We start from the raw sequence: 15456 nt of genomic DNA, 5'->3' as shown, positions 1-15456 counted from the left end.
AGAGCGGCCAAGTAGTCACCCTCAGCCGCCTGAGCCTAAGGGCAGACTGGGCGAATCCGTCTACGCACCCGAATACGTGGCGCAGGGCGGATGGGTACCAGACCCGATCCACTACCCGCTGCGTGCCTGCGCTTCGCGATCACTATGCCACCTTCCTCGCGGGTGCGGACCTGGACAGCGCATGCGCAGCGGCGAGCAGTGATCGGATGCTCAGTTGATTTTGCAGCGGGGTCTTTGCGGCAATCAGACCATAAGGGCCAACAGCGCGGCGGCCAAGGCTGGCGGCATGATCAGCAGACCCAGGCGCAGGAATTGCCAGGCGCTGACAGACTCGCCTTCACGTCGAATCGCCACCAGCCAGAGCAGGGTTGCAAGGGACCCGGTAATGGACAGGTTCGGGCCCAGGTCGACGCCGATCAGCAACGCGGCGGTGGTTTGCCGAGGCAGGTGGGCGATATCAACCATTGAGCCGGCAATCAGCCCAGTCGGTAGGTTGTTCATCAAGTTGCTTGCCACGGCCACACCGACCCCAGCGGTCCAGCTCGCAGCGGCCTGAGACCGCTGTTCCAGCGTCATGAGCATGTGCGCCAAGTGTTCGATCACGCCTGTCTGGGCCACAGCTTCGACCAATACGAACAAGCCCGCAACCAATGGCAGTACACTCCAGGCCACATGTCGCATAACGGGCATCGGGCCGCGCCGTTGGCGCAAATGAATCAGCGCGGTGGTCGCGACACCAGCGCTGAAGGTAGGCAGGCCCAAGGGTATGTCCAGTGCCGAAGCACCCAATAACACGCAAGCAGTCAGCGCAATACCCCATGCACACAGACGGGCACCGGCTGAAAGAGGCTGTGTTTGCACAGTCAGGGCAAGCGGTTGGCAGACCTGGCGGCGTTGGGTAATGCGCAACATGAGATAGGTCGCCATGATGGCTGCCAACGAAGGCAAAGTGAACTGCCTGAGCCAGTCCCACAAGGGCGGCATCTGGCTGCCGAAAACCACTAGGTTGGCAGGATTGGAAATGGGCAGGACAAAGCTTGCGGCATTGGCGATGAACGCACAGATGAACAGATAGGGCAGGGGCTCAGCCTTGGCGGCCTTGCAGGCTGCATACACTGCCGGGGTAAGCACCACAGCAGTGGCATCGTTCGAGAGAAAGACGGTCACCAGAGTGCCGACCAAGAAAACCAGATTGAACAGGCGCTGGCCAGAGCCCCGGGCATGTCCTACGGCGTAACGGGCCACCCAATCGAAAAGGCCTTCCTGACGGGCCACTTCGGCCAGAACCATCATGCCGATCAGAAACAGGTAGACGTCGCCGCCCTTGGCCACGGCGGCCAAAGCGTTCACCGGCGGGATCAGCCCAAACAGAACAAGTACGATGGCGCCACCCAGCGCCCAGATAAATTCCGGCACCTTGAAGGGTCGGAGTATGACGCCGGCGGTGGCCAAGGCCGAGACGATCCAGATGATCAATGAGGTTTGGCTCAGGTGCATGAAGGGTTCAGTTTCCGGCGGCTGACGGTATTGAGGAGGAGGGCGCATCGCCCTGACGCGGGTGGGTTTCGGGCAGGGCTACCAACACAAGCACGAAGGCGCAGGCTGCGATGCCGGCCAGCGTCAGGAACGCTGCATTATAGCCCGCCGCTTGGACGACGAACCCCGCCAGACCAGGGCTTAGCGCTGCACCTAGCCCGAACACGGCGGTAAGCGCCCCAAGGCTCACGTTGAACCGCCCGGTGCCCTCGGTGAGGTCCTTGACGATGATCGGGAACAAAGCCCCGAAAATGCCGGCGCCAATGCCGTCGAGTAACTGCACGCCTACAAGCCAGAAGGGATTGTCCGACAAGGTGTAGAGGGCGCCGCGCAGTGGGAGTATCAGGAACCCCACGAGCATGAACGGCTTGCGCCCCCATTGTTCGGCACGCGCCCCGACCAACAGCGCCATGGGTACCATGACCAGCTGCGCTGCCACGATGCAGGCCGAGGTCAGCGGCGTGGCCAGGCGCAGGTCGACCTGGGAGAGCTTCTGGCTTACCAATGGCAGCATGGCCGCATTGGCCAAGTGAAACAAAGCGCAGCAGATCGCGAAGAGCAGCAAGGTGCGGTTATGCAGCAACAGCGCAAAGCCAGCCGGGTTGTCCTGATCGTTCGGGCCATGGGCCAGGCCGCGAGCCACGTGGTGGTCGATGGCGGCGCCCGGCACGCATGCTACTGCGATGACGCTGGCCACGGTCAAGGCAGCCATCAAATAGAACACCACTACTGGGCCATAAAGGTAGGCGAGCCCACCGGCTAGTAGTGCAGAGAATGCATTGCCAGCATGGTTGAAGGTTTCATTGCGCCCTACGCGTCGCGTAAACGCCTTCGGTCCGGTCAGCCCCAGTGAGATGGCAGCGATCGCCGGCGCGAACACGGAGCCGGCCAGTGCGCTTACAGTCTGGGTTATAGCGACCCAGGTAAATGACGTGATAAAAGGCAACAGCACACAGCTCCCGGTTACCAGTACTGCCGCTATGACCACCACGGCACGCTTGGCAGGCGTACGGTCAATCAGGGCGCCGGCGGGCGTCTGGGCGAGCAGGGCAGTAACACCGGCAATCGTCATGACCAGCCCTATGCTTGCGGGCTGCCATTGATGAACGGCAAGTAGGTAGATGGCGAGGTACGGTCCAAGTCCGTCACGTACATCGGCGAGGAAGAAGTTCAACCAGTCAAGCGAGCGATACGGGGCGGATTGCCTAGGGTTTTCCAAGGACGTGCTCTCGAGAGGGCCACGCAGCCATCTCGCTGGCGTGGGCCGGGGGATGGACGGCAGGCGAGTACTGATGCTGGGGTGTCATTGGCAAAGACTGTGCTTTGCGATAATAGGTTCCAGAGGCGGATTTGAGTTGTCTGGGGTGAAGGCCAAGAATCAGTGAGGGATGAAATAACAGGCCTGGTCATCAGGGCATCATCAGATGAGAACTTGGCAAGGTAGGGCTGGATATACAACGATACGGAGTAATAAATTATAACTAAACTAAATGAATATTTAGTGTAGTTATCACCTGTAGTTATATTAGTTTAGGGCAGGAGGCGCCCTAACCATACGGTTAGTCCTCCAGATTCTGGATCTTCAACGACGTGATCGACTACCTCGAACCCGTTGATGCGCAACTGATCGGCGTATTCCTTGGCATTTAGACTCGCGTGATACAGCGTTTCGCCTTCGAATGTACCCAAGGCCTCACCGTAAGAAGGCCCACTCGTGAACATGAGCAACGCCCCTGGAGCCGCGTGACGACGGAAAACCGGGAACATCCCGCGCTGATCAGAGGGTTTGAGATGGAAGAAGCTGTTCCAAGCAATGATCGCGTCAAATTGGCGTCCCAATGCAAGCGCGCGCATGTCTGCGTGAATCCATTGCTGTTCAGGAAACTGTGCACTGCAAAGGGTCAGCATCTGGTTGGAGGAATCTACACCCACAATGCGAGCGCCGATTCCGACCAGATATCGCGCCACAGGTTGGCCAGAGCCGCAGCCCAGATCTAAAACAGTTGCTGACGGCCTCAACAAGGCCCCGAAACGCTCAATCCATTTGCGATCGGTGAAGTGATTGTGACGCTCAAGAGAAAATGACCGTACCCTCAACCCCGTCTAGTTCAAGGTTTTCAGCGTTCTCATCATCTGAAGGTGATCATTAACAGGGCTTCTATAGAGCATATGATCATCTTCAGGCGTGACATTGCTTGAGGCCAAGAAAAATAACACTTGCAGCGATATTGCGCGTGCGCTCAAAGATGATCATTTCGTAAACCCATGAAAATACTGAATGGTTTTCCGCGCTAACGAGGGTTTGCCGGTAGCAAACAATCACTTTCACTTGAGCTTAAATCAGTCTTTTTTAACCCTCATCAATATTCAAGGAGCTCCTCGGGCGTTGCGTGCGACCTAAAACTTCGGCTGGATTACTTGATTTTTTTTCATGCAATATCACCTGCGCATTAGTCGTGCTCGTGTTTATAGGTAATATAGTAAAAATTGTTTTATTTTGCATATATTGACAGATTGATTTTTTTTGTTATGAAAGAGCCACTTAGATAGTGGCCTGAAATTTGCTTGGCTTTTAATGGGGTGACTCGCTGTCAATATTCAATAATTATTTTAAGAAGAGTCGCTTTCCGTCGAGCTTTGACGTTGTTGATTCGGTGGTTTAACTTCAGCGTGCATTGAATTGCTGGAGTTGAAAATGAAAAGACCGGTAAGAGAAGGTTGCCTGGTAACACATGACGAGAAAACTTTCCGAGTGGTAGGGATCTCTCCAGACGGTTCTGTCGCACTTCAAAATCTGGAGCTGAACAATTCTTTTAGTGTTCCTTTCACTGAGGTCGCGTTGTTAGAGGTCGATAACGAACGCAAGAACTACATTGACGAGCGTCGACTGGCTTGGCTTGAGCAATCAAAAAGCAACCCTAAAGAGATGCAAGTTGCAATGAGGCGCGCAGAGGGCATTGAGAGATATCGCTCAGGCAAACTCGCGCGCGCTGCATTGCTGCTTGAAATCGAGGTTTCCGAAGCAACACTAACACGTCTGCTCAGAAGGTATGACCCAGAGTTGGGTGCGGTCTCGCTGATGAGAAATGTGCGAGGTAGGAAAGCGGCTACTCGGATGTTGAGCGATCTTCATGAACAGATCATCGACGACGGGATCGCGCGGTATCTCAAGCAAACAAAAAAACTCAGCACTTTTTCAGAGCTGTATGAGTATATTGAGTCGAAATGTGAGGTGTCCGGGCTTAAACCACCGAGCGCCAATACGCTCAAGAAGAGACTTGATGCATTTGGTGAGCGCGCTGCCTACTCGTTGCGTCATGGTCGAGAGCAGATGCTGCAGAAGTTTGTCATGAAGCCAGGCTCTGTTGATGTCGAAACCATTTTGTCGATGGTACAAATTGATCATACAAGAGTGGACGTAATAATTACAGATGCCAAGGGCCTTCCCCTAATGCGACCTTGGTTGACTGTGGTTATTGACCTTAAAAGCCGCATAGTTCTAGGGTATTACTTGGCGCTGCATGCGCCGAGCGCAGTGAGTGTTGCGATGGCACTGCTTTCTGCTTGTTATCCAAAGACAGAGCAACCATTAATGATGGGTGGTGGGCAAGGCACCATGCATCGCTATTGGGGCACGCCAGCAGCAGTAGGTGCTGATAACGCTGCAGAGTTTACTTCAGACGCTTTCGAAGCAACTTTGAATTACTACAGAATCGATTTGCTTCTTAGACCTATTGGCAAAAAGCATTACGGTGGGCATGTCGAGAGGTTAATCGGTACCTTGATGGGCAAAGCACACATGCTGCCGGGAACGACGTATTCAAATGTGCTGACTAAGGCGGAATATGACTCTGCCAAAGAGTCGGCTCTAACCTACAAGCAGCTATGTAGATGGTTTGCTGATCAAGTGGCTATCTATCATGGTCGAGCTCACGAGGGGCTGCGACGCAAGACTCCATCCGAGGTGTGGGATGAGGAGATGGCCAAGCTTGGCCAAAATTATGTACCTCCGGTGCCGGGTGATTTTCGAACTTTTTTGCTGGATTTTTTCCCGTCTATCTCAAGAACCGTCCAGACCAAGGGCGTAGAATTCAATGGCGAGTTCTATGTTTCATTAGTGGTTCGCAAACTGGTCGGACAGAGACTCGTTTTTAAGTATAACCCGCTTAATCTCGGCAAAATCTGGCTGCGATTGGATGGGAAATACTATGATATCCCATACGCCGATGTAACCAAAGAGCCTATCTCAATGAGCGAGTACGTGGCTCGCACTAAGTCTGGTAGGCGTCGGCGCGGTGAGCTTGCATCTCCTGACCTCCATAAGCTAAGGCTTCAGTCTCTTGACGATGTTGATAACGCCGTCAAGGAAACCAAAAGAATCCGGCAGAGTAATGCGAAGAAATCCCAGATTTCTCAATCAATGCAGTCGATTGAGAAAGATTTGCCCGCTGACACTGATTTGAAGCCGCTTGCCTCTGATCAAACTCGCAAAAAGCTCGACTGGAAAGGGTGATGTATCACCCCTGCCGTTGACTTGATTAACCACTAGGCGACGCCTTCCATGATGATGAATGGAGTCGCCTTGTTTTGTAATAATAAAAACGATTGAAAGGGGTGGGTAATGCCGTACGAGCACTTGGAGGAAAGTCGACGCTTTGCAATGGATCTATCTGACCGAGACCGCATGGACTTCATGCGAAAGGATGTTGTTATTTCTACTGAGCACCTGAGAAATGTTCAGACGATAGCTTATAACATGATTCACATCCCAAGGGGATGCATGGAAGCACCTTGTCTTATAGTGACTGCGAGCAGCAACTATGGAAAGTCCACGATCTGCAATGCAGTGAGAGGGTTGGATCAGGAATGGTGCCGTAAAATCCGCTATGTAAATTTTGTGCGCGACACAAAAAATACAAGGGTACGCCCCCGTCCCGGCGAGAAATTGATGGGCGCATTGGGCCTTGATCCTGGTAAAGCTGGCGTTGACATCAAAATCATCACGGATTATTGCTTGGCAAATGATGTCAGAGCTATTTTTATGGATGAGTTTCAGGATTCCGTACTGCAATTGTCCAACCAAGAACAATTGGCATTTTTGTCAATGCTTCGAGGCATGTGTGGCCCTCCGCTTTACATGAGCTTTTTTGTTTTTGGCGTGTCCGAGGCACTTAATGCTCTCAGCTTTGACCCTCAGTACGAGCGACGCTTTGAAAAGTACGAGGTGACCCGGTGGCAGCAGAGCGACTCGGAATATCTGAATTTTCTCGATACTTGGGAAAGCATCATGCCGTTGGCGTTTCCGTCGCGCTTATCTTCTGCTGAGCTGAGTACCGAGATTTATTTGAAAACGGAAGGTGTTATCGGTCGAATATGCGACCTACTGAAGGCTGCTGGAGCTTATGCTATCTCGTCCGGCACAGAGAAGATCACAATAGAAATTCTCCAGCAGGCGGGAAAATCGAAGTGGCTTCAAGAGCTGCCGGCTGAATGAGTTGAGATGAAAATCCTTCACTGTCAACTTCAGATGCAAGCGAAGAAACAGGTTTTCAGCGCTCTCCACCTGAATGATCTGGTTTTTTTGCAAGGTAAACCACTTTCCGGGAAAAGCACAGTGCTATCGTTCCTATTCTCGCGGATTGATAGCGCTCGAAAAATATGGCCGATAGTCATTCGCTCTTCCCACACGCATCTATGTGGCTCACTGCGGCAATCACTCGTTAGCGCGCTAGGACTACCAGATTGGATTGTCAAAGATTCATCTAGAACACTACTAAGCCTCCTGCGTGAAATTAACAGCAGTGGGATATCTGTGGTTTTAGTGATTGACGATGCTGATACTTTTGTGAGCGGGCCGAGATCAAAGTATCCAGAACTTTGTGAATTTATTCTGTTTTTAAGGCGTGAAATCAACTATCTTAAATTTGTAGTGACTGTAACAAATTTTAACAGTGTAGGGGCAATGGCTAGGGACTTCCAATTCAGTCGGCATTGCGTTTTAGAGTTACAGTGCTGGCCAATCGGAAGTGAATTTCGACAATTTGTGGTCTATGTGGCAAGAGCTTATAACATTGAGAGGCAGCAAGTGATCGAGGAAGATTTCTTGGCGTCTCTCCATTACTCCGCATGCGGCGCTACCGGGTCTGTAATACAGACAATAAAAGTTCTGGCAATGAGTGGCGTCTTGGCCAAAGGTCAAGTTGCTACTCCCAGGCATATTTCACACCTTTGGAGATTTTAAATGTTGAATATTCATAGCAACATTGAACACCCTAAAATAGTTACAGGTGAAACCATTCTATCATGGGTATGCCGGGGGCTTTCTTTAGATCAACTAAAAAATCCGCACCTATTTCGCATGGTCATTCAGAGGTGCTCTGCCCCAGATCCACTTGAAGTTGGTGTGATTTCTGAATGGCAGCAAACCTTTGGCTCTGACGTGGAGTTTGATGAGTCCAGTGAACTGATCTCTGTGTTTCATGCTACCTACTATGAGTGCACTACCTTTATTGATAGCTACTTTCGAAGTAGTGGGTTGCCATTAACAAAGTTGCGCTACAGGAACCTATCCTGCGAGGACTGCCTTGCTCACAGCTTTTTCTCGTTTCGTTTTCCTGTCTGGAAAAAAGACTGGTGTAATCTCACATCTGCATATTGCCCTGAACACCAGAGGTTACTTACATGTCCACCGACGCTCCCGCCAATCGAAAGCCGTATGTGGGATTGCTATCTGCACAATTTGTGGCGAGGGCGTAGTCCGGCGAAGCCTGAGGAAAGACGATTGGCGTTGTTGGCTGGAAAGGTTCAAGCTTGGATACAAAAACGTGTCGCAACTCATCCGTTGGAGTCTGATGTAATCCATAGTCTATATGGACTTCTACTAAGTAGGCGTACGCTCCATGCAGCAGAAGGAGTAGCAGCATCTGGATTTGGTCATCCACCAAGATCTCCATATCGCTGGCATCTGGATGTGCAAGAGCGACTGGATTTTGGAATGCACTCTGCCAACGGGGTTCAACGAGGAGGTGCAATGTTGTTGATGGGTTGGCTCTTAGGCCTCTATCCAGCCAAGGATATAAATAATGCCATTCGTGGGAATCGTATGGTGCGGCGTTCATTGCCCAAAAGCCCACGCATGCTAGGTTCTTTAGCTGCACGAGTTTGTACAAGTAGGGAAGAGGGTGAGGTGATATCCCACAAGCTGCAAGCCCTCAGGAAGTATGAGACCGAGAACATCGCCGACTTTATGGGTGGGCTCAATGCTGTGTTGTTGTCCTTAAGGTGAGCGCTTGGCGAGCATGAGGCTTTTCCGCCGACATCTGAACCACACCACTTACGTATGCTCAGATCGTGAACGCTATAAAGGTTGTACGCTTTTCCAGATCCTACCGACAGTAGACCGATGCACTCCCACTTCATCTGCAGTCTCTTTTTGGCTCAACCCTCGGTCGCGGCAATCCAGAATAGCCTCTACTGTGTCCGGGGGCGTCCTCCGACCGGGCTTGGTCTTTACAAGTGATCCATCCTGAAATTCTCCAGGCCATCTTGCTATCACACCTAATTCCCCCAGTCGCTGAGCGTCCAGTTGGAGGTGCATGAGCAACTCACTGTGAGATTGGTTTCGCTCAAGGCTCGCAGCGACAGTGAGGAGGGTGAGGGCATCAACCTGGAGTACCGAGGCCACTGTTTCGAGCGTGTCGAGGGTCACCCCGCTTCTGGCGGTTTCGAGGTTGTACACATGCTTGGGATCGACCAGCCCTTGGAAATCGTCCTTGCTGAGGCCGCGGGAAATCCTCACGAGCCGGAGGACTGCGGCTAATGACTCTCTCAGTGGCATGGTGGCTCCCAAAGCTGAGGATAGAGCCACATTGATTAAATTCAATCCATGGAATATATTCCCTATTCTGCACGGATCGCCTTGTTGGCCAAGCGCGACGGGGTCGGACGACTGATCCCCAGCTCAGCGCTCAGCCGCCAATTTATGGAAAATCTTTTGACAGGCGTACGGTCATGCATGTGCTGCAGCGCCTTGGGCTATGACCCACAAAGGCCATGTGACCACACCGTCTCTCCTCGTGCCCGCGAGCGTTCAGTGTGATAAGGGCTCGTCGGAGCCACCACGCATTCCCGCAGTAAGGCATTAACCCAAAATTTTCATTGCATCGCCTTGGCGATGGCTTCACCGAGGCGATTGATGTTCAGAACAGACGACAATGATTTGGCAGGCCTACCAGGTATGTTTGGCCATGGCCTCGCTCACTGGCATGCCGTTACCCGGATTCTCAGGAAGCACTGGTTCCACCTCTCGGTGGTGATGGTCGGCGAGGGCAAGGGCCATGAGTTTGAGCTCATGGTTAATGACGAGCTGAAATTGCAGCAAGTCCTCCAAGCTCAGGGCGATGAGGTCTACGTCAAGGACATTCAGGTCGTTACCCCCGCCAACATGAACGGTACTGGGGCATGGCAGATGGAGAAGGTTTCCAAACTGGCGATCGGCGATGACCAAGATCGTGATGCCGTGTGTGTAGTCACGGTCAACGGTGGAGCTGTCTATCACGACTCGTACCGTTCGAATCTAGATGTGGCGTCGCTCACCAACATGCGGGTTCTGTACGACGCTCTCAGTGCTAAGAGGAGCTTGCAATGAATGACGGTAAGCTGGGCAGCTCCTGGTTCCACCTCTCGGTGGTGATGGTTGGGGAGGGGAATGGCCATGAGTTTAAGCTCATGATCAATGACGAGCTGAACCTGCTGCAAGTCCTCCAAGCTCAGGACAATGAAGTCTACGTCAGGGGCATCCAGGTCGTTACCCCTGCGAACATGAACGGTAGCGGGACATGGCAGATGGAGAAGGTTGCCAAATTGGCGATCGGCGATGACCAGGATCGTGATGCCGTGTGTGTTATTTCGCTTGAAGATGGGGCGGTCTACCACGACTCCTACCGTTCGAATCTAGATGTGGCCTCGCTCACCAACATGCGGGTTTTGTACGACGCTCTCAGCGCTGAGAGGAGCTTGCAATGAGTGATGCCAAGGCGGGCAGCTCTGCCGAGAGTGATCTGCTCACAGAGGATCATGTACCAGCCGCGGGCCTAGAGATTTCTGCTGAAGCTGCTCGCGCCTTGGTTGCTGAGCGTTTCCCACGCAGGTCGTACTGTATCGTCGAAGGCTGGACGCTTTTTGAACCTGACTTAACCCAGGATGAGCAGGCCAGGGTGAAAGCCGCGGGCTTGGTGCCGCTGATTGTGTTTGCCCACTGTGTTGTTGATGACAGTGAGGGGCGCTTCCCACAAGGTGGTTGGGTGCGGTCGACGATGTGTACCTCTTTAGTGGATGATGTCTTCGCTTCCACTAGGAATACTGTCTACGTTTTGTTGGGGCCTGGCCGTCGTCAGAAAGCCAGTCTCAGCACCATCTTCTCTTTCTTTTAAGATCCGCGTCGCCGGCTTTCGAAGCTGATGCTCTCAGCGATCACTCTGCCGGCGCTTCATGTTGTAAGGACACTCAATGACCACCTCCATCAATCTCGACTTTCACAGCAAGCGTCATTCTGACTTCGACCTGCGGCGTATCGCCCGGGCGATGGAGCAGGGGTTCGCTGAACCTGTCACTGCCTACCTAACAGATGCCTTCATCATGTCTCGCGTCGGAGGAGGTGTGGTGTTTGGGTTTGAAGGTGACGATCCTGCAGGTCGTAATGCTGATGGTCGTGTCGTCCAGACTGCGAAGGTCGAACGAGTGGAGAAGGAGGGGCGGTTTTGGGTGCTGACCACGGTAGAGCGTAGTCGCTATGTGATGGCTACGTTTCGGCGAGAGGGTGGTAGGAATTCCCTCCGGGATCACCTGCAGCTGACTGAAGCTCAAGGCGTTTTAGTTTGATTGTTCACGCTGATACCAGTCCATGTTGTTACGTCCTGCAACGACATGACGTGCGAGTTGTAGCAAGGCTTGCTCATCATTTGTGGGCGTGCCGCATTCGCGGCCGGCTGTCGTGAACCGAGCCACGTTGTGTCTCGGCCCTGCGGGCTTCCATCCTCACGCTCTTCGGCCGTGCCGGCCTGCGCGCCCCGCTTGCATGGAGCCTTGCTACTCAGTGAATGCTTAGCGAAGGCCCAGGGTTTCTCTTCTGAACGCTCCCAAACTCGCCACCCAGTTGCGTGAGATCGTGTGAAGGCTATTAGCAAGGTCACGGCAACATTCTGGCGTAAAGAAAGTGCCCAAATCATCCTCGGTTCTCACATACTGAAGGATGTTGCCGTGGCAGAGAGTATGTCTGACCTTTACGATCTCAACATGGATTGATCGAGTAGGGAGATTGACTTCAAAATTTTGCTCTCCTGGGAATGCTAAGTCATCGATCACCATGCCACTGGCCCTCGCTTGACGCAGGAGAGAGTTACTAAGCGTCGAGATATCGTCGACATTTTCGACTGGAGCAGGGTTCTGAACCTGGGCCATTGTGTTACGAAGCGACGCCTCGATCCCGGTCAGAAAACCGGTACATGCTGGCAGATAAAGCTCCAGCTTCCAGGCGTCATACGCTTGTACGAAAAGCCAATGATTTTCTGCACCTAAAGCATGCTGCAGCCAGTAGTTTCGCTCCTCAAAGGCCTCGCGCTGTTGGCGCAGAAATTCCTTCATCTCATCATGAGCAGGTTCATGCTGGGCGTCCATGTCGTAATCTCGTTAACAGTCTTGGGAAAGCGGGGCGCAAGACCCCGCGGCGGAATCCGGCTTCTGATTTAGACGTCAGGATGGATAGTCATACTAGAGAGAAGAAGTCGAGGCAAACAAAGGCTGCAGAAGTCTGAGAAAAAGGCCGCCGTGAGGTGTAATGCTGTTCACTTAAGCATTTGAGTCCAAGCCGGGGTTTCTAGAGAATCCGATACCAGCCCTCTGGTATCGGATTTTTTATGCCCATTCAGCAGCAATTGCTCGACCTCGGCGATCTCTTCAACTTCTCCGACCTCAGCACCTTCACTCAGAACATTCCTGTCGAATGGGTCGCCAGTGCGCTCAATCTCTCTGCCCAAGCCACGATACGGCGGCGACGTCTGCCGAGTGAGCAGGTGCTTTGGTTGGTGCTGGGCATGGCCCTGTTTCGTGACGAGCCTGTCCACGAGGTGGCCAGGCGTCTGAACATCTGTGCCCAGGGCCTGGCTTCCGATCAACTGCTGGCACGCAGTGGTGTGACTGCAGCGCGCAAGCGACTGGGTGCTGACCCGGTCGAATCATTGTTTCGCCAGACCGGCAAACAATGGGGTTGCGAACGGTACGAAGGCGACGACTGGAACGGGTTGCAGGTGTTCGCTGTGGATGGTGCGTTGCTGCGAACCCCCGATTCACCTGAGTTGAGAGAACATTTTGGCTCTGGCAATACCGGTACCGAGCGCCAGACGCCTTTCCCAATGCTGCGTCTGGTTGCCTTGATGAATGTGCGCTCTCACGTAATTCTCGACGCCCAGCTCAGCCCTTATCGCGGTAGCGAGATGCGCTTGGCCGAAACCTTCCTCGGTCAGATTCCAGACAACTCAATCACGTTGTTCGACAAAGGTTTTTGGGGGGCTGATCTGCTGTTGAACGTGGCTGATGGAGGAAGCAATCGGCACTGGTTGACGCCAGCTCGCAAGAACCTGGTGATGGAGGAAGTCGAACGCTATGGCAAACATGATCGCCGTGTACGGATGAAGGTTTCGCCTCAGGCACGCAAGCGAAATCCGGATCTGCCCACGCATTGGGAAGTACGTGAGGTCAGCTATGAAAGCCAAGGCCAGATCAGGTCACTGCTTACTTCGCTGCCGGCAGAGAACTACAGTGCAGGGGCTGTCGCCGAGCTGTATCTGGAGCGATGGGAGATTGAGCTAGGTTTTCGAGACATCAAAAGCTCAATGCAGCAGAACGCGGTGACGTTGCGCAGCAAGAAGATTGACCTGATTTATCAAGAAGTCTGGGGGCTTCTGCTGGCTTACAACATCATCCGCCGAGAGGCCAGCCAGGCCGCAGTAGCCTTTGGCCGAACGCCTTCAGACATACGCTTTAAACCCGCCTGCCAGTACATTGCGGTGCAACTGATCGTTATGGCAGCTGCCAATCCGGTATCGGCAACGGGGAGAAGGTTGGCCGAGCTGCGAGGGAGCTTAGGAGGGCTGTTTCTGGATCACCGTCCAAGGCCAGGAAGGCCAAGGACGGTGAAGATTTCCAAAACCCGGTATCCGGTGGATCGTAAAGCTGCTCCGCTTAAGTGAACAGCATTACGCCGTGAGGTGGCCTTTCTCAGTTGTTTTGGAAGGCTAGAAGAGAGGCTTCGCTATCCTACCAGATTCTACAATCAATTCTTGATTGAGCGTATGAGAGCGTATGACCTTGGTCGAGGTTGCACTCAATAACGCTAAATATACCGCTAAGTTACGCAGTGGGGTCACTTTCAGTTTGGTGACCACACCACTCGTGCCTTAATCGAGAATCATGGACGGAGATGAGGCCTTATCTGTCTTTACCTGAGCAGGCTCGTCATCGAGGGCCTGGTCGCGGGTGAAGGTACCATCGTTCTCGCCTTTGAAGAAATTCTTCCCGTAGATCAGCAGGCAAAGCGCGACTCCTACGGCGAACGCGCAGCTGGCACCCTTGATGGCGAGCACGGCACCGATCACGCCTGCGATGCCAAGGTCACGCTGACTCTTCGCTTCCAGAACACCGAGACGAACGCTCACATAACCCTGGATCAGCAGAGTGAGGGCCAAGGCCACACCCAGGATGGGTTGAACAAGCGTAACGACTGGCAGCAACAACAAGCCTGTGTTCGTGCCCCAGCGGAAAGAGCCGACGCCACCGATGATGGACTGCATGGCACGTGGGCCACCTTTGAACCGCTCGATGATGACCACAAGCATTGCCGCCCATTTAGGCCCGCACATTGCCACATCTGGGCCGAAGATACTCATGAATGCATTCCGTCCACCGAAGATCAGGTGAGCGCGATCAGGGTTGTAGTCCACCTTTTCATCGGTACGCACCTGCTCAGCCTCATCCAGCAGAACCTTGGCGCTAAGCACGTCGCCGAAAACGACGATGTACACCGCAAGCACCATTGGAATGGCTGAGATGAACATCGAGAGAGGTGGCATGCCCAGGCCGAAGACTGTGTAGTTGTTCCAGAGCCCCATAAAGTCAGGCGTGCTGATACCCCACTTGATGGTTGGCCAGGATGCTTCGTTCACCAGCGGCGCAATCACGACGGCAAGCAGGATGATGGGCAGAATTCCAAGCTTGGCGAAATTCCACCAGAAACGATTCCGTTTTTTCAGCTGTGCGAAATGCTGGGAGAAAATCAGATAGAACGCCAGGCCTACGGTGATGCTGATAGTGATCGGCAGCACATCGAATTTACCGCCAATCTGGAACACAGAAATCACGGCACTGAAACCCGCGCCGACAATGATGCCCGCCTTGATGGCTGAGGGAACGTAGGTGAAGACCTTCTTGGCCATTCCCGTTGCGCCGAGCGTTATCGAGAACACTCCTAACAATAGCTGGAAGGCAATGAGTGCATGAACGCGCTCTGGCCCCTCAGGGAATGTCGCGCAGTAAGCCATCAGCAGTGGGACTGCTGGCGTGATCCATCCTGGAACGGTTGGATCTCCAAGGAGATGGTGAGTGAGGTAAAGCAGACCATTGAGCATGACGACAGCAAGGGCCACTTCGAATGGCATTCCGAGAAGCTCGGTCATCAGGGGGATCGCCGCGAGATCCACGGCGCACATCAAGAGGCCTTGGAGGAAGTCTGGTAGCTCAAGGCGATAGTGCAGAAATGGCAGTCGAACCTTGAACGGGCCAAGGGGAATGTATGGAGTTTCATGTGCTGAATTTGACATCAGTGCACCTGTATTATTGGTCTTGTAGGCATGGCACCCAGCCAGGGGT

13 protein-coding genes are annotated in these 15456 nt (G+C 53.2%); 8 read left to right on the top strand and 5 right to left on the bottom strand.

All coding sequences use genetic code 11. The features are described 5' to 3' along the window. Window positions 1–243: 243 nt before the first annotated feature. The 3 genes from FS777_RS05845 to FS777_RS05835 all read right to left on the bottom strand — a co-directional run bounded on the left by FS777_RS05845 (window position 244) and on the right by FS777_RS05835 (window position 3633). Entirely contained in the window at window positions 244–1497 is a 1254-nt protein-coding gene (locus FS777_RS05845; RefSeq protein ID WP_145254414.1) for an arsenic transporter, read from the bottom strand. A gap of 7 nt (window positions 1498–1504) precedes the next feature. Further along, complete coding sequence (locus FS777_RS05840) at window positions 1505–2755, bottom strand: MFS transporter (RefSeq protein ID WP_145254410.1); 1251 nt, start codon at window positions 2753–2755, stop codon at window positions 1505–1507. A gap of 311 nt (window positions 2756–3066) precedes the next feature. Beyond that, window positions 3067–3633, bottom strand: a complete 567-nt coding sequence (locus tag FS777_RS05835) for a trans-aconitate 2-methyltransferase (RefSeq protein WP_145254407.1) — start codon at window positions 3631–3633, stop codon at window positions 3067–3069. 598 nt (window positions 3634–4231) lie between these two features. Here FS777_RS05835 and FS777_RS05830 point away from each other — a divergent pair. From FS777_RS05830 to FS777_RS05795, 7 genes are all read left to right on the top strand, one after another. Next, window positions 4232–6049, top strand: a complete 1818-nt coding sequence (locus FS777_RS05830; protein ID WP_041505923.1) for a Mu transposase C-terminal domain-containing protein — start codon at window positions 4232–4234, stop codon at window positions 6047–6049. A gap of 108 nt (window positions 6050–6157) precedes the next feature. Then, entirely contained in the window at window positions 6158–7030 is an 873-nt protein-coding gene (locus FS777_RS05825) for a TniB family NTP-binding protein (protein WP_041505924.1), read from the top strand. Between the two features lie 747 nt (window positions 7031–7777). Further along, the gene (locus FS777_RS05815; protein WP_145254402.1) at window positions 7778–8821 is read left to right on the top strand and encodes a hypothetical protein; all 1044 of its coding nucleotides are present in this window, start codon (window positions 7778–7780) and stop codon (window positions 8819–8821) included. A 909-nt stretch (window positions 8822–9730) separates the two neighbouring features. Continuing rightward, a complete protein-coding gene (locus tag FS777_RS05810) occupies window positions 9731–10183 on the top strand; it encodes a hypothetical protein (protein ID WP_041505928.1) in 453 nt (150 codons plus the stop codon). After that, window positions 10180–10560, top strand: a complete 381-nt coding sequence (locus tag FS777_RS05805) for a hypothetical protein (RefSeq protein ID WP_145254399.1) — start codon at window positions 10180–10182, stop codon at window positions 10558–10560. The genes FS777_RS05810 and FS777_RS05805 overlap by 4 nt, the downstream gene beginning before the upstream one ends. Further along, window positions 10557–10967, top strand: coding sequence for a hypothetical protein (locus tag FS777_RS05800; RefSeq protein WP_041505929.1), 411 nt, complete (start codon window positions 10557–10559; stop codon window positions 10965–10967). The genes FS777_RS05805 and FS777_RS05800 overlap by 4 nt, the downstream gene beginning before the upstream one ends. Window positions 10968–11043: 76 nt before the next feature. Beyond that, on the top strand, window positions 11044–11415 hold the full coding sequence (locus FS777_RS05795) for a hypothetical protein (protein WP_041505930.1): 372 nt from the start codon (window positions 11044–11046) through the stop codon (window positions 11413–11415). 222 nt (window positions 11416–11637) lie between these two features. Here the strand turns inward: FS777_RS05795 and FS777_RS05790 are convergent, their stop codons facing one another. Next, on the bottom strand, window positions 11638–12210 hold the full coding sequence (locus FS777_RS05790) for a hypothetical protein (protein ID WP_145254397.1): 573 nt from the start codon (window positions 12208–12210) through the stop codon (window positions 11638–11640). A gap of 239 nt (window positions 12211–12449) precedes the next feature. On the opposite strand from FS777_RS05790, the gene FS777_RS05785 reads away from it, so the two are divergent. Continuing rightward, the gene (locus FS777_RS05785; RefSeq protein WP_230384533.1) at window positions 12450–13781 is read left to right on the top strand and encodes an IS4 family transposase; all 1332 of its coding nucleotides are present in this window, start codon (window positions 12450–12452) and stop codon (window positions 13779–13781) included. Window positions 13782–13988: 207 nt separating this feature from the next. Here the strand turns inward: FS777_RS05785 and FS777_RS05780 are convergent, their stop codons facing one another. After that, window positions 13989–15407 carry a hypothetical protein gene (locus tag FS777_RS05780; protein WP_145254621.1) on the bottom strand — a complete coding sequence of 473 codons (1419 nt, stop codon included), beginning with the start codon at window positions 15405–15407 and terminating at the stop codon, window positions 13989–13991. Between the last annotated feature and the right edge of the window lie 49 nt (window positions 15408–15456).

Origin of the sequence: Pseudomonas sp. DE0157, assembly GCF_007678615.1 — a bacterium.
In the GTDB taxonomy this organism is placed as follows: Bacteria; Pseudomonadota; Gammaproteobacteria; order Pseudomonadales; family Pseudomonadaceae; genus Aquipseudomonas; species Aquipseudomonas parafulva_B.
The sequence above is the reverse complement of the archived record's forward strand: the minus strand, read 5'-3'. Positions and strand labels throughout refer to the sequence as shown.